This is a genomic window from Epilithonimonas pallida (assembly GCF_900182975.1).
GTDB lineage: Bacteria > Bacteroidota > Bacteroidia > Flavobacteriales > Weeksellaceae > Epilithonimonas > Epilithonimonas pallida.
Window position 1 is genome coordinate 49,445 of sequence record NZ_FXUO01000011.1, and the last position, 20,933, is coordinate 70,377.

Sequence of the window (20,933 nt, forward strand, 5' to 3'; positions counted from 1 at the left end):
AATCTAGCATTGATGAAGAAGAGTTTTGTTTTACGGCTAGATGATGAGATGTATAAATTGCTGGAAAAATGGGCCGCTGATGAATTCCGAAGTGTAAACGGTCAGCTTGAGTATATCATTAATCAGAGCCTTATCAATTCGGGAAGAAAAAAAGATAAAACGGATAACAAATCAACAGATAAAAAGTAAAGCAGTCCAACCGGACTGCTTTTTTATTGTAAAAACTTCTGAATGTAAATCTCTCTTTGCTCATCGGAAATTCCCAGAACTTGATGAATGTAATTGTCGATTGATCCATATTGTTTGTCGATTTCATCAAAAGCCAACTGGAGATAATTCTGTTCAACCCAACTTGTTTTTTCAATAACACCCATATCTAATTTTGGAAATATAAAATGAAAGTTATCAGCAAGATTCAATCTTTTCTGAATAATTTTGCTTCGAAGATTGTTGGATTGTAGGTATTCTTCAAAAATTACGGCATCATCAAATTTTAGAACTTTCAGAATCAAGGCTGTAATTATTCCGGTTCGGTCTTTTCCTGCTGTGCAATGGTAGAGTATAGGTTGATCGGAATTGAGGATTTCAGTAATGATTTTCTTAATGATTTCGGGATTTTCAGAAACACAATCTGTATAAAATTTTATCATTCTTTTATCAGCATCATTCTCACTTATTTTTCCTTTCAAAGCTAATTGTTTTGCATTTCTCATTTCATCATTTTTATCCTCAAAAGCAGAATAAACTTTATAAATCATATTCTTAGGCAGTTGATCTGGTTCTTTTGCAATTTCCTGCTTTGTTCTAAGATCAATAACTTTGTTTATCTTCATTCTGGTCAATTCATCAAAAGAAGACTTTCTAAGGTTGTGAAGGTTTCCGCTTCGGTAGATTAAACTGTCTTTCAGAATTTTCCCTTCAGAATTTTTAATTCCGCCTAGATATCTTAGATTATAAACTTTCTTTATCCCGATGTGATTTTGATTGGAATAGGTTGAAAACTCTGTCTTGGAAGAAGTGTAAGTTTTACAGGAAATAAAAAAGAGGAAAATTAAATAATAGAAATGTCTCATCTTATAAAAACGATTGTAGAACTTAAATATTTTCTAACAAAAAATTCCTGCTTAGAAATAAGCAGGAATTTTAATATTCTAGATGATTAATTATCGTTTAATGACTTTTTGTGTTTCCGATTGACCATCAGCGAAATCGATTTTCATCAGATAAACTCCCGGCTGTAATTTTGAAAGATTAATTTTTGTAGAGTTATCTTCTAACAAGATTTTACCATCTGTATTATAAACAGAAACTTTACTCACTTTTGCAGTTGAATTGATATTGATAAAATCTTTTGCAGGATTTGGATAGACCGAAGATTTTTTTGCATTAGCTTCATCAGTTCCTAATTTGATAACAGTAGAATAAATTGGACCAACCCAAAGGCTGTTTATGTTGTCGTTAATGCATTTTGACTTAACATACATCTCATATAACCAGTTTTTTGTGAGTTCATTTTTAGAATCTACGGGGGTATTTGATATCTGATGAATATCTTCATAATCTGATGTATATACGTTTTTTCTAGACCAGATTGTTTCCCATTGGTTAGCATTTCCATTTTCTTTCCATGAAATATTAATTTCCTGTCCAACCTGACTTGTAATTTGGAATTGTGTAGGTGCAGCACAAATGATCTGTCCGCTTTTTTGATTCTGTATGTACATAGAAATCGGAAAATAACCCTGCCCGTCTTTAAAAACCGCATCTGGAACATCAATTTTAATAGAATGAGATCCCACTGCAAGATTACCTAACATAACCTCACGATTTGGAACAGCATCTCCTGGACACCAATTGTTCCAGTTCATCCAGTTTCTTGGCGGTTTCACAGTTGTTCCGTAGATGCCATTGCCTTGGGTGTTATATTGTCTGTAGTCTTCACAGGTTTTTCCGCCAGGTTTATATTCATGGATCAACAGATTATCCAGATATACAAAGTGTTGTCTTCTCACGTATTCTTCACCGCCTGAGTTGGAGCCGTGATTGGAAGTAACCAGATACAAAACTGCGTTCTGAACCGGTTGATCCAGTGTGAAGTTTACAATCCTGGTTGTTTGTCCGGGAACATCGGTGGCGTTATAATTATTCAGATTCTGACGATAAGATAAGGGTAAAAAGAAATTCTGTGATGATGTTGCGGTTCCGCTGGTCACAAATTCCAGATTTCCACGGAAAACATCTGTTCTGTCTGCGCAGCCCGATACTTGCGTTTGAGCAGCAGCAGAATAGCCGTCTGCCCGGAATTCAACCCAAAAATCATAAACGGATGCAAGCGAAGTGTCATGTAAAATATTAGATATATTGTCAACCTGATAGCTGTAAGGAACCTGAGTTGGTGAAATATTCTTATTCATAAATGGTGTAATGAATCTTCCAATTTCGATACGCTTGATGTCAGCCTGATTATAAGTATAACTTGTGCTTCCTTTTGGTACAAGAACCAGATTAACGCCGGCAAGTCTGTCATAGTTGTCACAAGCGGCAGTTAAAACAATATTCATTTTTACATTGCTTCCGATAGATGCAATTTCGTTATCTGTCAGTTTTCGGGAAATAATGTCCTGTTCATAGGCATGCAATCGAATTGCTGCGTTTGGGATCTGCGAATATGCTTCAGGAGGTAAAGATTCTCCTGCTCCAAGATAATGATACATGCTATAGAATGGAACATCATTAAAAACCGTTACGTTTTGAGCTCTGAGAAATGGTGCTATTGCAAAGGCTGCAACAACAAATAGTAGTGTTTTCTTCATATTAGATTTATTATTATAACAAATTTAGGAAATCTTTACAGATATGAGTTTTTTAATGGTGTTTTTTGTGATTTTTAGTATGAATATTATTTAATTAGCTTGGTTTTTCATAAAGAATCCTGTTATTAATAAAACTTGCTGTTTTCATGGGGAAAAGTTATCTTTAAGAAAAATTACAAATTATGATATACATTGGTTTTATTGTCTTTTTTGGATTAATAACATTATTTGCTTCGTTCTTCACTGTTAAACAGGAAACTGCGGCGATTGTTGAGCGTTTGGGTAAATTTCATTCTGTGAGACACGCCGGACTTCATCTTAAGATTCCGTTTATCGATCAGATTTCCAAAAGAATGAATCTTAGAATTCAGCAATTGGATGTAATGATCGATACCAAAACGTTGGATAATGTTTTTATCAAAATGAAGGTTTCCGTACAGTATCAGGTAATCAGAACCCAGGTTGGGGATGCTTATTATAGATTGGAGAATCCTCAGGATCAGATTACTTCATATGTTTTCGATGTTGTAAGAGCGGAAGTTCCTAAATTAAAACTGGATGATGTTTTTGTAAAAAAAGATGATATTGCAATTGCCGTAAAAGGAGAACTTCAGGAAGCAATGCAAAGTTATGGTTATGATATTATTAAAGCTTTGGTGACTGATATCGATCCTGACGAACAAGTAAAGCACGCTATGAACCGAATCAATGCTGCTGAACGTGAAAAAACTGCTGCTGAATATGAATCTGAGGCGCAAAGAATCAGAATTGTAGCTGTTGCAAAAGCCGAAGCTGAATCCAAAAAATTACAGGGGCAGGGTATTGCGGATCAAAGACGTGAAATTGCGAAAGGTTTGGAAGAATCTGTGAAAATGCTCAACAGCGTCCAGATTGAACCACATGAAGCTTCTGCGTTGATTGTTGTAACTCAGCATTATGACACATTGCAATCAATTGGTGCTAATAATAGATCAAATCTTGTTTTGTTGCCGAATACACCAACCGCTGCCAGCACAATGCTCAATGACCTTGTTGCGGCAATGGCTGTTTCCAAACAGATTGATAATGTTGATAATCCAAAACCTAATCGACAAAATCCAAATTTCTTATAAAATGAAAGCCTGATTAATTCAGGCTTTTTTATTTGTCGTCCGGATGAAAACCAATGGTTCTTACAGGTTCTTCTTTGGCTTTGTAAGTTTCCAGTTCCTGTTTTAGATCTTTAATTCTTCCTGCAAATCGATCGTAAGAATTATCTTCAGCTTCTGACAAAAACTCCTGAACATTATTGAGATATTCGCCAGTGAGCTTAGAAGCTGATTCTTTTAAACAGGCGTCCAGGATTCCTTGGCTGATCCGGATGTTTTCAGTTTTGTTTTTCAAATACAAACTTCTGATTCTTTTTTTGAGACTTTGCGTGAAATCGACCAGCATTGTGTTAGAAAAAACTTTCATTTTTTCTGCAGTTTCTTTCCAGAATGGGATTTGATCAGCCTGATTATATTGTAAAATTTTTAATAATGTCGCATCCTTACTCAGGTTTTTTGTCATATTGAAAAGAAGCATTTCTGCACGTTCCTGTTTGTTCGGAGGGAAAATAGGAATAAGAACATCAAATCTTCCCGGAGCTAAAATCTCAGATTCTATCTCAGCCAGTTCTTTTGCAGAACCAATCATTAGCACATTTTCTTTTTCAAATTTTTCGATGCTGTGAAGTATGCTTTCTTTAACATCTTCGTAATCCTGAATGATGTTTTGATTGTCCTGTTTGAACATCATTATGTCATCAAAATTTTCGAGGAGCAATACAACCTTATCCTTTTTGAGCATCTGGGAAAGGTATTCATCAAAGCTCAGCTTTTTATCATTAATCAAAATTGATTTGAGTTGAGACTTCCGAATTTCGAAAAAATCAAAGTCGATCATTTCTGCAATTTTTTTTGCCCAGAAGATTTTACCGCTTCCAGGAGGTCCATAAACTACAATTCCTGCCGCTTTTTGGATACCCCAGTTTTTAGACTGTTCAGGATTGATAAATGGTTCCAGCATATCAGAAATGTAAAAAAATAAATCTCTGTAACCGATGAAATCCCTATGTTTCAGTTCTGTTTTATTCCCAAAATAATTATAAATAAACTGATAATCACCACCAAGCTGATTATCTATCCCAAATGTTGAGATCGACGACCTGTAAATGCCATTATCATAAATATTAGGAAATTGATTTTGAATGATTTGCTCTACTTTTTCTGTAGGCTGATGGATGTTTTCGGCAATCTCTTCTGCTGTTTTTTCTCTGTTCAGATCTTCATCATATTTTTTTAGAAATTCTTTATTTTCATCGGCAAATTTTTCAAAATTTTGAGTAATACCGAGATTTGGAGAAAGGCAGTCTGAGATTTCTAGATTGAAATCCTGGATAAACTGCTTGATGCTTTCTTCGGAGATATTTAGTTTTTTAGAAAATTCAGTGATATTTTGAGTCATTTTTAAATCTTTTCAGAAAATTAACAAAAACTATACAAATCGGCGTAACATTTCTATCGGTTATAAGACTTTTATATAAAATATTCTATGGAAAAAATCTTGGAAGTAAAAAACCTGACCAAAAAGTTTAAACACATTGCGGTTAATAATATTTCCTTTGATGTAGAAAAAGGTAATGTTTATGGTCTTTTGGGACCAAACGGTAGTGGAAAATCAACCACTTTCGGGATGTTGCTGTCTACAATCAATCCAACTTCCGGTAGCTGGAAATGGTTTGGAAAAGAAGGAACAGATACGAACACACTCAAAAGAATCGGCGCCATTATAGAACAGCCCAATTTCTATCCTTATCTGAGTGCCGAAAAAAATCTTGAAATCGTTGCCGAAATCAAAGGTGCTCCTAAAAGTAGAATTGATGCCGTTTTGGATGTGGTTAATCTTCTGGACAGAAAAAAAGATGCGTTTAAAACTTATTCTCTGGGAATGAAACAGCGGCTTGCAATTGCGTCTGCTTTATTGGCTGATCCGGAAGTTCTGATTTTAGATGAACCAACCAACGGTCTTGATCCCGAAGGAATAATTCAAATCAGAGAAATCATCAACAAGATTGCTAAATCCGGAACAACAATTATTGTGGCGAGTCATCTTCTGGATGAGATCGAGAAAATCTGTTCTCATGTGATTGTCCTGAAACAGGGAACTGCGATCTACTCAGGTTCCGTTGATGCCATGAGCAATACAAAAGGTTTTTTTGAGCTGAAAGCGGATAACATTATGGAGCTTGTTTCCGTGCTGGAATCTTTTGGGATTTTCTCATCAGTAAAAGAAATGGATCATCTGATTATTGCTCAGATTTCTACAGATATATCTGCATCAGAACTTAATAAAAAACTATTTGAAAATGGGATTTTGCTTTCTCATCTTCAGAAGAAAAGAGAAAGCCTTGAAACTCAATTCCTGGAACTTGTAAAACAAAACAACTTATGATACGCCTTTTAAAATTAGAATATCTCAAAAACCTCAATTATGTACCATTTAAGGTATTTGCGGGTTTATATTTTGTCATTCTTGTAGTCCTTTTGTTCATCGGGCTAATTGATTTTGATATTTTTGGACAAACAATCAATCTCAAAGAGCAGGGCATGTACGATTTTCCCGGTGTGTGGAATTTTACGACTTATACGGTTGCATTGTTGAAGATCTTCCTTGGCTGTATTATTGTCTTTTCAATCTGTCAGGAGTTCAGTAACAGGATGTTTAAGCAGAATGTGATTGACGGATTGAGTAGGGAAGAATTTATTGCTTCCAAATTGCTGACAATTCTCGTTTTTACAGCTTTTTCTACATTTCTGGTTTTTGTAATAGCTTTTATTTTAGGGAAAAGTTATTCTACAACACAGGATAGTCATTTGATTTTTAAAGAAGTGTATTTTGTTTTCAATTATTTTCTGAAGCTGTTTACATTCTTCTCTTTTCTGATGTTTTTATCCGTTTTGTTCAGGAAGTCGATATTTGTGTTTCTTGGCTTTTTTATGATGTGGTTTGCTGAGAAAATTATTGGTGGAATAGAGCATATTAGCATTATTAAAAATGTTAACGATATCGAACGCGAAAGACTTTTGAATACACATACTTTTTATTCTGATTTTCTGCCGCTGGAAAGTATGTCCAGACTAATTCCTTCGCCGCTAGTGAGAACAAAACTGGCTCAGATATTTGGCATCGAATTTAAATTTGTTTACCCTTGGGAAAGTGTCATTGCATGTTTGATCTGGGCTACAGTTTTTATTGTAGGCAGTTACTGGATTCTTAAAAGGAAAGATTGGTAGAATTTAATTTAAATAAAACTTATAATATTTTGTAATATAGATTTTTATTAATTTTATTTAAAGTAAATTTTAATAATTTAAATTCGTTTTTTTTAGTGAATTCAGAAATCATTGGTAAAAATATCAATGATTTTTTATTTTTATTTGTAGATAAAAATCTACAAAATGCCTTATTCAAGGGCGTTTATGACATGTTTTTTTAACCCAATTTTAACTTTTAATGTATTGATTTTAACAATAAAACGGATAATTTTGCAATAATGGATTTTAGATTTTTATTGCTTGTATTAAGCCTTGTTTTTTCTTCGCAATTCTTGATTGCACAGAAGAGTTATAATGCTCTGGTTTATGAAGGTAATAAAAAATTTGATGCCAAAGAATATGATGCTTCCTCCAGCAAGTATGTTGAAGCTATTGCAGTAAAAAACGGAAATTACACGGCACATTATAATCTTGGAAATGCGCTTTACAAAAGTAAGAAATATGAAGAAGCTGCTGCAGAATATCAAAAATCCGTAACACTGACTAAAAGTAAGTATGAGAAAGCTGCTGCACTTTATAATCTTGGGAATGTATCGATGCAGTCCAATAATCCGGAAAAAGCGGCGGATTATTACAAACAGTCTTTGAAACAGGATCCTTACAATGAGACTGTCAGAAAGAATTATGAGATTGCAATGCTGAAGGATAAAGAGAAAAAAGAAAAGCAAAAGCAGGATCAAAACAAGGGAAAAGGAGAAGGTAAGGATCAAAAAAATAAAGATCAGTCCGGAAAAGGTGATCAAAACAAAAATCAGCAAAACGGACAGGGCGACCAGAAAAAAGGCGAAAGTCAGGGAAAACCTAACGAGCCTAAGAAACAGGAAAATAAAATTCCGGAAGAAGCAGAGAAAATGATTTTGCGCGATATAGAAAACCGCGAAAGAGAGACTGCAAGAAGAATATTAAACAAAAAAGCCAATTCGATGCCGCAAAGCAACGAAAAGGATTGGTAAATGATAAGAAAAAATTTATACATATTATTCCTTTTAGCATCGGTTTATTCGTTTGCTCAGGTTAATCTTTATTCTGAGGTTAATACCAAAGAAGCACGTGTAAATAATCCTTTTGTTTTTACGGTTGTTCTGGAAATATTCGGGGAAGATCTGGCTATGGAAACGCCTATCAAACTTCCTGATTTGTCAAAATTTGATTTTGCTGTTTCGTCTGAGCAGAGCACATTTATAGATCCTGTAAAAAAAATAAGAATCAACCAGATTGTATGCCAGGTATCACTTGATCCAAAACAAGCTGGAAGTCTGCGTGTTGGATCTGCTTTGGTTAAAGTTAATGGGAAAGTTTATAAGACCGAACCTATCGATATTATTGTGAAAGAGCCGGAGAAAAAAGCTCTGGCAACTGTTAATAATCTTTCCAAAAATATGTATGTCAATATGCAGGTTGCTGATAGGGATGTTTACAAGAATGAACCTGTCATTGCTGTACTGAAGGCATTTTCCAGAAATATTTCCGGTTTCAGGCACTTAGAACCTGCAAAATTTGAGCATACAAAAAACTTTGTAATAAGATCCATTGCCAATGTTGATGAATCGATAGAAGAAACAGACAATGATTTTTCTTCTCAGGTTGTAGCAATGTTTGTAATTGTTCCGAAAACCGTGGGAGTTTTAGATATTCCGCCGGCCGAAGTTCCTCTTTCCAATCACAAAAATATGCTTACTTCCAACAAAGTTAAAATTAATGTAAAGAAACTTCCGGAAGGTGCGCCTGAGAGTTTCAATAATGCAGTTGGGAAATTCGAAGCCAAAATTGAACTTATTGATAAAAATAAAGAAAACTTTGAGATCAATAAGGCTTTTAATGTAGCAGTGAAAATCAAAGGTAATGGAAATTTGTCTCCGTCAATTCTGCCTAAAATTTTGCCTTCTTCCGATTATGAGACTTTCGAACCCAAAATTATTAACAATTCTATTGCTACGACAGAAGGAATAGAAGGTGAGGTTGAAGCGCAATATGTTATTATTCCAAAAAAACGCGGTGACATCAGAATCTCAACAGAGAATTTTTCATACTTTGATCCAAAGCAAGAAAAATATATAGAGATTGGTTCCAAATTTTTAGTACTTAATGCAGTCAATGCTCAGGACATTGCTAATGCAAAATCAACTTTGCAGAAGGTGAATGAATATACTAATAATGTATTGGAAAAAGTAGACTCACCGGTTATGAGTACGCAGAAACTTAAAATTAAAGAACATAAATCTTTCAATTGGTTAGGGATTTTTGGTAATCTACTGATTATTGCTTTTGGTGCAATTGTATTTATTTATTTTAATAAACGACGCAAAGAAAAAAGGAAATCGGAATTAGAGAAAAAAACTGTTGCTCATCAACCGATCATTAATATTGAGGAGACAGAAGAGCTGTTGAGAAATAAGAAAAAATTTGACACAGATTCTTATTTTAATTATTTGCACAACAGATTGAATGGAGAGGATGCTTCTCAATTTTTCCAGGCTTTCGAAGAATTAAAAACAGATGTAGATCAATATTGCCAGGATCATTATTCATCGACTTTTTCTGAGTATTTGAAAGCTAACTTCGGCCTTAGTATTTATGAAAAATATAACCAGTTGATTACCGAAGTGAACATTGAAAAGTTTTCACCGTTTTCTACAAAAGAAAAACAAGCTGAGATTTTAGACGATATCAAAGAGGTTTATAAATTACTTTAAGGATTTTTCAAAAATAATTTATATTTTTGCGAAATCTTTAAAAATAAAGTTATGGAATTCCTGGAAGAATTTTCTATCAAAGAAACAATGACCGCGTTTATGGTTTTGTTTGCAGTTATTGACATTTTAGGCTCTGTCCCGATTATTGTTTCATTACGACAAAAATTTGGAAGAATCGAGTCAGAAAAAGCGGCTATCGTTGCAGGCTTATTGATGATCTCTTTTCTTTTTATCGGAAATAACATTTTAAAATTTATAGGTGTGGATGTCAATTCATTTGCGATTGCCGGAGCTTTTGTAATCTTCATTATTGCTATCGAAATGATATTGGGAATAGAAATTCATAAAACCAACCAGCCGCAAGCTGCATCCATTGTTCCTATTGCATTCCCTCTAATTGCCGGAGCCGGAACATTGACCACAACTTTATCTCTGAGAGCAGAATATCATGATATTAATATCATCTGCGGCATTGTCCTTAACACAATTTTGGTTTACATAGTTTTGAGACTGGCACCTTGGATCGAAAGAAAAATGGGCGAAGGTTCTTTGCAGGTTTTACAAAAAGTTTTCGGAATTGTGCTTTTAGCCATCTCTATTAAATTATTTACTGCTAACTTTGCACAACTGTTTCAGAATTATATTCACTTTTAATCAGATTGAAAAATGAAGACATTTTATAAAGTATTCTTAATCCTTTTTATTATTTTTATTAGTATAAGTTTCTACGCCATCGATTGGAGAGCAGGATTTTTTGATGATGAAAATACAAAATTCATATTCTCTATTTCCTCAGGAATTTTAGGAATCATTGTCGTTTATATTCTGCATACCTGGAGTAAGTTAGCAGATAAAAAATAAAAAAAACGCTTCAGATTTCTGAAGCGTTTTTTTATTCAATTTCTGAAAGTGCGTTTCTTAAAAACCGGATACTTGTTATATTGATTTTTGATTGAGTTTGTGTATTATCCCATTGCGAAAGAATTTCTTCCACCAGTTCATCTTCACATTCATATTTATCTTCATCATCAAACATCACCGTTGTTGCAAAATGAATAAGTTCGTCTTTACTCAACTCGTCGGCAAGAAATTTGTCACAGATTTTTATTAATTCTGTTCTGGTAATAATCATAATATTTTAATATCTCTAAAACTCTAAAAACGCTTCAACACAAACTATCTGTCATAGAGTTTATCGTACAATTTGATAAAATGTTCTTTGATGACTTTTCTTTTCAATTTTAGAGTAGGTGTGAGCAAGCCGTTATCTTCAGTCCATATTTCAGGTGTTAATTCTATTTTTTTCACCTGTTCCCATTTGCCTAGATGAGCATTGATTTTCGATAATTCTTTCTCGATTTCAGCCTTCAGTTCTTTGGAATTGGCAATTTCTTCCGGAGAACTTCCAATAGTGATATTATTTTTAACAGCCCAGTTTTTTGCAAATTCGAAATCGGGCTGAACCAAAGCTGTCGGCATTTTTTCGCCATCGCCAACTACCATTATTTGTTCAATAAATTGTGAAGCTTTCGCAAGATTCTCAATCACCTGAGGTGCAACATATTTCCCGCCGGAAGTTTTGAACATCTCTTTCTTCCTGTCGGTAATGAAAAGGAAATTATCTTCATCCAGCATTCCGATATCACCCGTTTTGAAATAACCGTCTTCCGTGAAAGCTTCTTTGGTTTTTTCCTCATCTTTATAGTAACCTTGTGTCACAGTCGGGCCTTTTACGGTTATTTCACCATCTTCCTGGATTTTCACATCGATATTTTTGATAGGCCTTCCAACCGAACCGATTTTAGTGAATCCGAAACTGTTCACAGCCATTACTGGCGAGGTTTCTGTTAAACCGTAACCTTCCAGAATCGGAATTCCTGCTGCGTGAAACATCGTGTTCAATCGTTTGGACAGAGCCGCCGAACCGGAAACCAATGTAATAATGTTACCACCAAGACCTTCTCGCCATTTGCTGAAAACCAATTTGTCCGCAATGATATGAGCCAAAGATTTTGAATCACCGATTTTATATTTTTCAGCGACTTTAAGAGACCAGAGAAATATCCTGGACTTGATTCCACCAGCTTCTGTTCCTCTTTTGTAAATCGCGTCGTAAACCTTTTCTACCATTCTTGGAACAACGGTCATATATTGTGGTTTCACTTCTTTCAGATTGTCGCTGAGCTTTTCGTTACTTTCTGCAAAATACATCGAGATGCCGTTGGTCATAAAAAGATACAAAACCATTCTTTCGTAAACGTGGCAAAGCGGAAGAAAGCTCAAAGCTCTGTTTTTTGAATCTTTGTAAGGCACTCTGTCTTCGCATCCTAAGACATCGGAAACTATATTTTTGTGTGTCAGCATCACGCCTTTTGGTCTGCCGGTGGTTCCGGAAGTGTAAATGATCGAAGCCAGTTCATTCTCAGAAATCGAATTTTTTATCGAATCGACTTCCTGTTGATTATCGGTTTCTTTTCCTAATTCTAAAAGTTCTTTCCAATTCTTAGCATTACTGACTTTATCAAAGGTGAAAATTTCCTGCAAATCGGGTAATTGATTTTTTATTGAATTGATTTTATCAAATAATTTTTCATCGGAAACGATACAGATTTTCGAATCGGAGTTTTCCAGATTATAAACACAGTCTTCACCAGAAATCGAAGGATAAATAGGAACCGTAACCAAACCGACCTGCAAAGCGGCCTGGTCAAAAAAACACCATTCCACCCTGTTGTTGGAGGATATAAGACCTATTTTATCACCTTTTTTGAGACCATATTTTAATAATGCTCTTGATAACTGATTAGTAATTTCGATGTATTTTTCTGTTGATATCTTTTCCCATTTTCCGTTTCTTTTATCACAGACAAAATCATCTTTTTCGAAATTAGCTTTCGAATAGTAAGGAATATCGAAAATCCTTTTTACTTCCATTGATTGTTATATTTTAAACTTCCGTTTAGCGCAAATATAAATAAATATGAACTTCCCGAATGTTAATATTTGCATAAAAAAAGCTATCCATTGGATAGCTTCGGTTTATTCTTTATACATTCTGTCATATAAATCCTGAAATTCTGCTTTAATCGCTTTTCTTTTCAGTTTAAGTGTTGGTGTCAGCAGCCCGTCATCAATTGTCCAGACTTTTGGAGTTAGTTCAATTTTCTTGATCTGTTCCCATTTTCCAAGATGCTGGTTTATTTTTTCAATTTCTTTCTCGATTCTTGATTTAACGGCAGGATTGGCCGCAATTTCTTTTGGTGAATCGATGATTTTAACATTGTGAAGTTCCGCCCAGTTTTTGACATAAGCAAAATCCGGCTGTATCAATGCACAAGGCATTTTTTCACCATCGCCAACAACCATAATCTGCTCAATAAATTTGGATGCTTTGGCTAGATTTTCAATGACCTGTGGTGCAACAAATTTGCCTCCGGAAGTTTTGAACATTTCCTTCTTTCTGTCTGTAATGAAAAGGAAATTATCTTCATCCAGATGTCCGATGTCACCTGTTCTGAAATAGCCGTCATCGGTAAACGCTTCTCTTGTCTTTTCCTCATCATGGTAATAACCTTCAAAAACAGAAGGTCCTTTTACTACGATTTCGCCATCGGATTCAATTTTAACTTTGACATTTTCCAAAGGAATTCCAACGGAACCAACCTTAACTTTTCCAAAGGTGTTCACCGAAATTACCGGCGAAGTTTCTGTCAATCCGTAACCTTCCAAAATCGGAATTCCTGCTGCATGGAACATTGTATTTAAACGTTTTGACAAAGCAGCAGAACCGGAAACCAATGTGATCAGATTTCCGCCCAGACCTTCTCTCCATTTTTTGAAAACCAGTTTGTCAGCAATCGTGTGCATAAAGGATTTTGGTTTCCCCAATTCGTATTTCTCTGCGATTCCTAATGACCAAAGGAAAATTTTCGATTTTAACCCGCCTGCAGCTGTTCCTTTATTATAAATTGAATCGTAAACTTTTTCAACCAGTCTTGGGACAACCGTCATATATTGAGGTTTCACTTCTTTGACATTTTCACCAATTTTCTCAATGCTTTCAGCAAAATAAATGGAAATCCCATTACTTAGATAGAGATAAAAAATCATTCTTTCGAAAACGTGGCAAATCGGAAGGAAACTCAATGCTTTTACTTCTTTATAGTCCAATCCTTTTTCTTTTGGTATTCTCGGTGTACTTGCAGTCACGTTAGAAACCAGATTATTATGGGTTAGCTGGACACCTTTCGGTTTGCCGGTTGTTCCGGAAGTATATATAATCGTCGCCAAATCTTCAGGATTGATAGCTCTTGCCAAATCATCCACTTCAATTTGTGTCGCGTCATTTTCGCCAAGATCAAGAATCTCGTTCCAGTTTGGTGCGCCATCAACATCATCAAAAGTAAAAATCCCGGCCAATGAAGGAATATTGGGTTTTGCATTGGTTAGTTTTTTGTAAAGTTCGGCATCGGAAACAAAACAATATTTGATTTCGGAATTATTAAAAATATAAACATAATCTTCCTCAGAAATTGTAGGATAGACGGGAACTGTAACCACTCCGATTTGTGAGATCCCCAAGTCCATCACTGCCCATTCTGTTCTGTTGTTAGAAGTGATGAGTCCTATTTTATCTCCTGGTTTGATCCCCAGCTTCAGAAGTCCTCTGGAAATCTTATTCCCCTGATTGATAAACTCAAGCGTAGATGTTTTATTCCAATTTCCATTTTTTTTTGTCACAAGACAATCTTCTTTCGGAAATTTTTCCATCGCCAAAGCGGAAAAGTCAAATATTCTTTTAACGTTCATAAAATATCCTTATTAATATATTATTAAAATTGAGTTTACATTATCGTAAATATAATTTTTTTTTCCAAGATAACAAAATGTTATAATTTCCTTTGAAATTTTCTCAAAAAGTTTAAATTTACGGACGAAAAATTTAATCAAAAACATATGGATTTCAATCTTACAGAAGAGCAACAGATGATTCAGCAAGCCGCAAGAGATTTTGCACAAGCAGAACTTTTGCCGGGCGTTATAGAACGAGATGACCAACAAAAGTTTCCGCACGACGCAGTTAAAAAAATGGGAGAAATGGGATTTCTCGGGATGATGGTTGACCCAAAATACGGTGGTGCTGGTCTGGATAGTGTTTCTTATGTTTTGGCAATGGAAGAGATTGCTAAAGTTGATGCTTCTGCAGCGGTTGTAATGTCGGTGAATAACTCTCTGGTATGTGCAGGTTTGGAAAAATTCTGTAATGAAGAGCAAAAAATGAAATATCTGAAACCGCTGGCGAGTGGCGAAGTGATTGGTGCTTTTGCTTTGTCTGAGCCAGAAGCTGGTTCTGATGCTACTTCTCAGTCAACAACAGCCGAGGATAAAGGTGATTACTACTTGTTGAACGGAACCAAAAACTGGATTACCAATGGTGGAAATGCGACTTATTATATTGTAATCGCTCAAACCAATCCTGAGAAAAAACATAAAGGTATTAATGCTTTTATTGTAGAAAAAGGTTGGGAAGGTTTTGTTGTTGGAAAGAAAGAAGATAAATTGGGAATCCGTGGAAGTGATACGCATTCTTTGATGTTTACTGACGTGAAAGTTCCTAAAGAAAACAGAATTGGAGAAGATGGTTTTGGATTTAATTTTGCGATGGCAGTTTTGAATGGTGGTAGAATCGGGATTGCTTCTCAGGCTTTAGGTATTGCTTCCGGCGCTTACGAACTGTCTTTGAAATATGCGAAAGAAAGAAAATCTTTCGGGACAGAAATCATCAATCACCAGGCAATTGCATTCAAATTGGCAGATATGCACACAAGTATTATGGCGGCGAGAATGCTGATTTACAAAGCAGCTGCAGAAAAAGATGAAGGTAAAGATATCTCAGAAAGCGGCGCAATGGCAAAATTATATGCTTCTCAGGTAGCCATGGATACAACGATAGAGGCGGTTCAAATCCATGGAGGTTACGGTTATGTGAAAGAATATCACGTTGAAAGAATGATGCGTGATGCCAAAATCACTCAAATCTACGAAGGAACTTCAGAGATTCAGAAAATTGTAATTTCCAGGTCAATCGCAAAGAAATAATTTGAAATTTATCTAAATACTAAACCTTTCTATTTTCAGAAAGGTTTTTTTGTTGAATTAAGAATTAAAACTTCGGATTCTGTAAATTTGTTTCAAAATCAATAATCATTTATCGCTCATCATTTATAATCAGATGTCGGAATTAAAGAAAATCAGGGAAAAACAAAATCTGACTCAGGAAGAACTGGCTGAAAAGTCGGGGCTTTCTGTAAGAACCATTCAACGTATCGAAGCCGGGACTGAACCGAAAGGTTATACTTTGAAAACTTTGGCTTCAAGTCTGGATGTTTCTGAAAAGGATTTATTGACGCCGATTATTCTGACAGAAGTTGTTGTAGAAAATCCAATTGTTGAAGAACCTGTTTTACCAATAGAAAATGAAACGATTGAAAATTTGACTTTAATCAAAATCATCAATCTTTCTTCACTTCCGTTATGTTGGTTTCCGATAGCCAATTTTCTACCGCCATTATTGATAATGTTGATTTCAAAACAGAAATCTCCACTTGTCAAACAAATCATTTCGCTTCAAATTATTTTAGCTGTTATTGCTCCAATTATTTTTATGTTAGTTGTGATTTTAAAGCTTGGTAAAGCGTCAGTAATGGTAACAATGATTGCTTTAACATTAGTGAATATTTTTATTATTCTTAGAAATGCTTATCAATTAGATAAAAAACAAAGTCTTTATTACAAATTGGATTTCAATTTGTTATGAACTTGTCAGTCAATTGTCGGGTGATTGTCGGGCTCAATTTTTGACTTAATATCAATTAATTCTGAACCTTTGTCAAAAATAAAACAATGACAAAACAATTCGGATTTATCTTCCTTTTTCTATTCCTTTCTATCGGAAATCTGAAAGCTCAAATCGACAAAAATTCACCTTTATTTCTTGAACTCAAAAAGCAGGACAGTATTTTTTTTGAGCGTGGATTCAATAATTGTGATATTGCTTATCTGGAAAAATCAGTAGATGAACATCTAAAATTTTATCACGATAAAGGTGGCTTTCAGGACAAAAAATTATTTTTGGAAAGAACCAAACAAAACATCTGCGGCAATCCGAATCAAAAGCCTATCCGAAAAGTTATTGAAAACAGTCTCGAAGTTTTTCCACTTTACAATAATGGCGAATTATACGGCGCCATACAATCCGGAGAGCATCGGTTTTTTATCCGTGAAAAAGGAAAGCAGGATGCTTTAGGTGGTCAGGCAAAATTCACTACAGTTTGGACCAAGAAAAATGGAAACTGGATAATGAGCGATATCCTGAGTTATGACCACGGCGACGCTAAATTAGATGACAAAGCTAGTAGCATTGAGCAACTGATGAAAGATAATAACATTCCGACTTTAGGATTAGGTTTGATTGAAGATGAAAAATTAACAGGCATAAATGTTTACGGAACTCAGAATGGTAAAATGTCAGCGGCTTATAACAGTCTTTTCAATGTGGCTTCTTTAACGAAACCGGTGACAGCAATGACAGTTTTACGCCTGGTAAGTCTTGGAAAATGGAACCTTGATGAACCGCTTGATAACTATTGGATTGACCCGGATATTGCGAACGATTCCCGTCACAAAAAGCTGACCACGAGATTGATATTAAGTCATCAGACAGGATTTCCCAACTGGCGTTGGATGAATAAAGATAATAAATTGAATTTCGAATTTGAGCCAGGAACAAAATATCAATATTCAGGAGAAGGTTTCGAATATCTGAGAAAAGCCATAGAGAATAAATTCCATAAAAGTCTGGAAGAACTGGCTAAAGAATATGTTTTCCAGCCTTTGGGAATGAACGATACGAGTTATATTTGGAATGAAAAAAAAGATGCAGACAAAATCGTGATTGGTTATGATAGTAACGGAAAAGCTTATGATATTGTGCGGAATAAAACCGCTAATGCAGCAGATGATTTGACAACGACTGTGGAAGATTACGGAAAATTCCTGGTTGCGGTTATGAATAATGAACTGTTGTCGCCTTCGGTTTTTGAAACGATGAAATCCAAACAGGTTGAAACCAAAAAGAATAAATATTTCGGACTTGGCTTTGAAATTTATGACTTAGGAAATGGCGAAATTGCTTTATCACACGGCGGTTCGGACAAAGGTGTCAACACAATTGTTTTTCTTTTGCCTAAAACCAAACAAGGTCTGATTATTTTTACCAATGTAGATGACGGCTACAAAATCTACCGACAGCTGATTGAACAGTATCTTGGTGATAAAGGTGAAAAGATTATTGAAATTGAAACGAAATAAAATCAGAAACAAATTAATTACAGTTAATAAAATTTAATTGTAATTAATTTTGTTACAATTAAAAATTATTTCTAACTTTGCACCGTCATGAACAACACACGATTTGCCACTGCGATACATATTTTGACCCTTCTTGCAAAAGATTCGAATGAATGGCTGACGTCTGATTGGATTGCCGGAAGCGTAAACGTAAATCCTGTGATTGTCCGTAAAGAATTGATTAACCTCAAAAAATCTGGCTTAATAGAAAGCAGACAAGGAAAAGTAGGAGGTGTTAGAATTGCTAAAAATCCTGAACAGATCAATATTTCAGAAATTTACAAATCAGTAAAAAATACGGAAGTTCTAGGCAAAAGAAATCAAAATCCGAACCCGCTTTGTAGTGTGGGGAAAGACATCAACAAAAATCTTGATATTTTATTTGACGAAACCGACGATCTGGTTTTTCAGTTTTTGAAAGAGAAAAAACTGTCAGATTTTACCAATCAATTCGGGTAAAAATTTTTGACTTAAAATGTAACAAAATATATTACAATTAATTAAAATTTAAAATTATGAGCAAAAAAGTAGCAGTAATCGGAGCAACAGGCTTCGTAGGAAAACAAGTCGTAAACGAATTATCAAACAGAGGTTATTCTGTAAATGCCATTGCAAGAGACAGCTCAAAAGTAGAAGCGAAAGATAACGTAACTGCGATCAGCGCAGATGTGAATAATGTAGAAGAATTAGCAAAAGCTTTGGAAGGAAGTGATGCTGTTATCAACACTTTCAACGCTGGTTGGACGAATCCAAATCTTTATGATGACTTTTTGAACGGTTCCAGAAACATCGAAAAAGCGGTTGAAAAATCAGGCGTTAAGAGATTTATTACCGTTGGTGGTGCAGGAAGCTTGTTCATCGATGGGCAACAGTTGGTTGACGGTCCGGATTTTCCGGCTGATATCAAACCAGGCGCAGCTGCAGCGCGAGATTATTTAAACGAAATCAAAAAGAATGAAACGTTGGATTGGACTTTCTTTTCTCCAGCTATTGAAATGCATCCGGGAACTGCCGGCATTAGAAAAGGTACTTACAGAACAGCCTTGGAAAATCCTGTCTTTAACGAAGAGGGAAGAAGCATTCTTTCTGTGGAAGATGTTGCTGTGGCTTTGGTGGACGAGTTGGAGCAAAACAATTTCGTTAAACAACGTTTCACAGCAGCTTATTAACATTGTCACTATATCAAAAATAACCCCTTCAGAGTTCAAAACTCTGAAGGGGCTTTCTATTAGGATGACAAAAGTCTATCATCTATTATCTTAAAGTCTAAAAAAGCACTACTTCTCATAAACCAAATATCCGTAAGCTGGTAAGCTCACATCCGAACCTTTGATTAATTCAGCTTTATTATTGGTGAAAACATTCTTATAACTTCCAACCGAGTTGTCATCTTCCAATTTGAAATTAACAGCATCTTTTGATGTATTAATCAAAACCAAAACTTCGCGTTCTCCATTTTTTCTTAAATAGGCCAAAACTTTGTCGTTAGAAGTTGTGTTAATCCAATAAGTCGTTACAGCAGGGTCGCCACCTCTTAAGGCTGGATTTTCAGATTTAAGATTTAGGAGGATTTTGTAGAAATCTTCCAGTTCATATTTTCCATTCCAAGGAATTGGGTCTTTTTCGAAAAACTCCAGACGTTTTGTTTTCATCGGCAATTCCTGTCCAGAGTAGAGTAGTGGAACGCCATTCCAAGTCGCAGAGAAGACGGCTAAAGCCGGTGCAAAATCGCCATATTTTTCATATTCGGTTCCGTTCCAGGAGTTTTCGTCATGGTTTGTTGTAAACCAAGCTCTCATAGAGTTATCTCCAATTTTAGAATATTGTTCCAAAAGATTTTTAAGATCAGAGAGTGGCAAATGTTTCTGATAAAAATCCTGAGAAAGATGCATCCATTTCCAACTGTAACTGGCATCGAAAACCTTTCCATAATCAGGATTTTCCAATTCATCAAATTCGCCTAAGAAGAAAAGCGGTTTCAGTTTCTCCACTTCAGGTCTTGCCTGTTGCCAAAAATCAACTTCTACCCAGCTTGCAAGGTCGCAACGGAAACCATCGATATTGGTTTCTTTGACCCAATATTTCATAGCATCTATCATTGCCAGACGCATTTCTTTGTTGGTATAATCCAACTCGATTATGTCATCCATTCCGCTAGCTTTATGAAAACTTCCGTCAGCGTCTTTCAGATACCATTCCGGATGAGATTTTGTCCAAACATGATCCCAGCCGGTGTGATTGGCAACCCAGTCGATAATTACCTTGAATCCCATCTTGTGAGCTTCATCTACAAGGTGTTTGAAGTTTTCCAAAGTTCCGAATTCCGGATTGATTGTAGTATAATCATAAGCCGCATAAGGACTTCCCAAACTTCCCTTTTTGTTTTGTTGAGCGATAGGTGTAATTGGCATAAACCACAATGTCTTAACGCCCATTTTTTTAAGTCTTGGAAGTTCTTTTTCAAATGCTGCGAAAGTTCCTTCGGGTGTGTATTGTCTTACATTAACTTCGTAGATATTGGTCGTGCGTTTCCATTCTTGTGGGTTTTCCATAGTATGATTCTGGGTTTTACAGGATAATAATAACGCGGCGATTGCCGGTAAAAGAATCAGCTTTTTCATTGCTAAATTTTAAAAGTCTATTTTGTAAATGTAATGAAA

General features: G+C 35.2%; 20 protein-coding genes. 13 read left to right on the plus strand and 7 right to left on the minus strand.

Going from position 1 to position 20,933, the window contains the following annotated elements:
* The first annotated feature begins 12 nt into the window (after nucleotides 1-12).
* Nucleotides 13-189, plus strand: a complete 177-nt coding sequence (locus QOL71_RS16830) for a type II toxin-antitoxin system antitoxin (RefSeq protein WP_283418058.1) — start codon at nucleotides 13-15, stop codon at nucleotides 187-189.
* Between the two features lie 23 nt (nucleotides 190-212).
* On the opposite strand, the gene QOL71_RS16835 is transcribed toward QOL71_RS16830, so the two are convergent.
* Together QOL71_RS16835 and QOL71_RS16840 are read right to left on the minus strand one after the other, a co-directional pair.
* The gene (locus tag QOL71_RS16835; protein WP_283418059.1) at nucleotides 213-1,073 is read right to left on the minus strand and encodes a tyrosine-protein phosphatase; all 861 of its coding nucleotides are present in this window, start codon (nucleotides 1,071-1,073) and stop codon (nucleotides 213-215) included.
* A 90-nt stretch (nucleotides 1,074-1,163) separates the two neighbouring features.
* Nucleotides 1,164-2,813 (minus strand): peptide-N-glycosidase F-related protein, encoded by a 1,650-nt coding sequence (locus QOL71_RS16840; RefSeq protein WP_283418060.1) that lies wholly within the window; start codon nucleotides 2,811-2,813, stop codon nucleotides 1,164-1,166.
* Nucleotides 2,814-2,995: 182 nt separating this feature from the next.
* On the opposite strand from QOL71_RS16840, the gene QOL71_RS16845 reads away from it, so the two are divergent.
* Nucleotides 2,996-3,925 (plus strand): SPFH domain-containing protein, encoded by a 930-nt coding sequence (locus QOL71_RS16845; protein WP_283418061.1) that lies wholly within the window; start codon nucleotides 2,996-2,998, stop codon nucleotides 3,923-3,925.
* 28 nt (nucleotides 3,926-3,953) lie between these two features.
* Here QOL71_RS16845 and QOL71_RS16850 read toward each other — a convergent pair whose 3' ends face one another.
* Nucleotides 3,954-5,300 (minus strand): AAA family ATPase, encoded by a 1,347-nt coding sequence (locus QOL71_RS16850; protein WP_283418062.1) that lies wholly within the window; start codon nucleotides 5,298-5,300, stop codon nucleotides 3,954-3,956.
* Between the two features lie 87 nt (nucleotides 5,301-5,387).
* Between QOL71_RS16850 and QOL71_RS16855 the strand changes: the two genes are divergently transcribed.
* From QOL71_RS16855 to QOL71_RS16880, 6 genes are all read left to right on the plus strand, one after another.
* Nucleotides 5,388-6,287, plus strand: coding sequence for an ABC transporter ATP-binding protein (locus tag QOL71_RS16855; protein WP_283418063.1), 900 nt, complete (start codon nucleotides 5,388-5,390; stop codon nucleotides 6,285-6,287).
* A complete protein-coding gene (locus QOL71_RS16860; protein ID WP_283418064.1) occupies nucleotides 6,284-7,129 on the plus strand; it encodes a DUF2705 family protein in 846 nt (281 codons plus the stop codon). Before QOL71_RS16855 ends, QOL71_RS16860 begins: the two co-directional genes overlap by 4 nt.
* Before the next feature lie 260 nt (nucleotides 7,130-7,389).
* Nucleotides 7,390-8,124 carry a tetratricopeptide repeat protein gene (locus tag QOL71_RS16865; protein WP_283418065.1) on the plus strand — a complete coding sequence of 245 codons (735 nt, stop codon included), beginning with the start codon at nucleotides 7,390-7,392 and terminating at the stop codon, nucleotides 8,122-8,124.
* Nucleotides 8,125-9,864, plus strand: a complete 1,740-nt coding sequence (locus QOL71_RS16870) for a BatD family protein (RefSeq protein WP_283418066.1) — start codon at nucleotides 8,125-8,127, stop codon at nucleotides 9,862-9,864.
* A gap of 51 nt (nucleotides 9,865-9,915) precedes the next feature.
* Entirely contained in the window at nucleotides 9,916-10,518 is a 603-nt protein-coding gene (locus tag QOL71_RS16875) for a MarC family protein (protein ID WP_283418067.1), read from the plus strand.
* A 12-nt stretch (nucleotides 10,519-10,530) separates the two neighbouring features.
* Nucleotides 10,531-10,725: a hypothetical protein gene (locus QOL71_RS16880; RefSeq protein ID WP_283418068.1), complete on the plus strand. Its 195-nt coding sequence runs from the start codon at nucleotides 10,531-10,533 to the stop codon at nucleotides 10,723-10,725.
* 31 nt (nucleotides 10,726-10,756) lie between these two features.
* Here QOL71_RS16880 and QOL71_RS16885 read toward each other — a convergent pair whose 3' ends face one another.
* The 3 genes from QOL71_RS16885 to QOL71_RS16895 form a co-directional block, all read right to left on the minus strand.
* The gene (locus tag QOL71_RS16885) at nucleotides 10,757-10,996 is read right to left on the minus strand and encodes a hypothetical protein (protein WP_283418069.1); all 240 of its coding nucleotides are present in this window, start codon (nucleotides 10,994-10,996) and stop codon (nucleotides 10,757-10,759) included.
* A 44-nt stretch (nucleotides 10,997-11,040) separates the two neighbouring features.
* Complete coding sequence (locus QOL71_RS16890) at nucleotides 11,041-12,798, minus strand: AMP-dependent synthetase/ligase (protein WP_283418070.1); 1,758 nt, start codon at nucleotides 12,796-12,798, stop codon at nucleotides 11,041-11,043.
* A gap of 105 nt (nucleotides 12,799-12,903) precedes the next feature.
* On the minus strand, nucleotides 12,904-14,673 hold the full coding sequence (locus QOL71_RS16895; protein WP_283418071.1) for an AMP-dependent synthetase/ligase: 1,770 nt from the start codon (nucleotides 14,671-14,673) through the stop codon (nucleotides 12,904-12,906).
* 147 nt (nucleotides 14,674-14,820) lie between these two features.
* Here QOL71_RS16895 and QOL71_RS16900 point away from each other — a divergent pair, with 147 nt between their 5' ends.
* The 5 genes from QOL71_RS16900 to QOL71_RS16920 all read left to right on the plus strand — a co-directional run bounded on the left by QOL71_RS16900 (nucleotide 14,821) and on the right by QOL71_RS16920 (nucleotide 19,442).
* Nucleotides 14,821-15,963 carry an acyl-CoA dehydrogenase gene (locus QOL71_RS16900; RefSeq protein WP_120214564.1) on the plus strand — a complete coding sequence of 381 codons (1,143 nt, stop codon included), beginning with the start codon at nucleotides 14,821-14,823 and terminating at the stop codon, nucleotides 15,961-15,963.
* 133 nt (nucleotides 15,964-16,096) lie between these two features.
* Complete coding sequence (locus QOL71_RS16905; protein WP_283418072.1) at nucleotides 16,097-16,681, plus strand: helix-turn-helix domain-containing protein; 585 nt, start codon at nucleotides 16,097-16,099, stop codon at nucleotides 16,679-16,681.
* 86 nt (nucleotides 16,682-16,767) lie between these two features.
* Nucleotides 16,768-18,234: a serine hydrolase domain-containing protein gene (locus tag QOL71_RS16910; RefSeq protein WP_283418073.1), complete on the plus strand. Its 1,467-nt coding sequence runs from the start codon at nucleotides 16,768-16,770 to the stop codon at nucleotides 18,232-18,234.
* An 87-nt stretch (nucleotides 18,235-18,321) separates the two neighbouring features.
* Complete coding sequence (locus tag QOL71_RS16915; protein ID WP_283418074.1) at nucleotides 18,322-18,732, plus strand: Rrf2 family transcriptional regulator; 411 nt, start codon at nucleotides 18,322-18,324, stop codon at nucleotides 18,730-18,732.
* A gap of 56 nt (nucleotides 18,733-18,788) precedes the next feature.
* Complete coding sequence (locus QOL71_RS16920) at nucleotides 18,789-19,442, plus strand: NAD(P)-dependent oxidoreductase (protein ID WP_283418075.1); 654 nt, start codon at nucleotides 18,789-18,791, stop codon at nucleotides 19,440-19,442.
* 108 nt (nucleotides 19,443-19,550) lie between these two features.
* Here the strand turns inward: QOL71_RS16920 and QOL71_RS16925 are convergent, their stop codons facing one another.
* A complete protein-coding gene (locus tag QOL71_RS16925) occupies nucleotides 19,551-20,894 on the minus strand; it encodes an alpha-amylase family glycosyl hydrolase (RefSeq protein WP_283418076.1) in 1,344 nt (447 codons plus the stop codon).
* Between the last annotated feature and the right edge of the window lie 39 nt (nucleotides 20,895-20,933).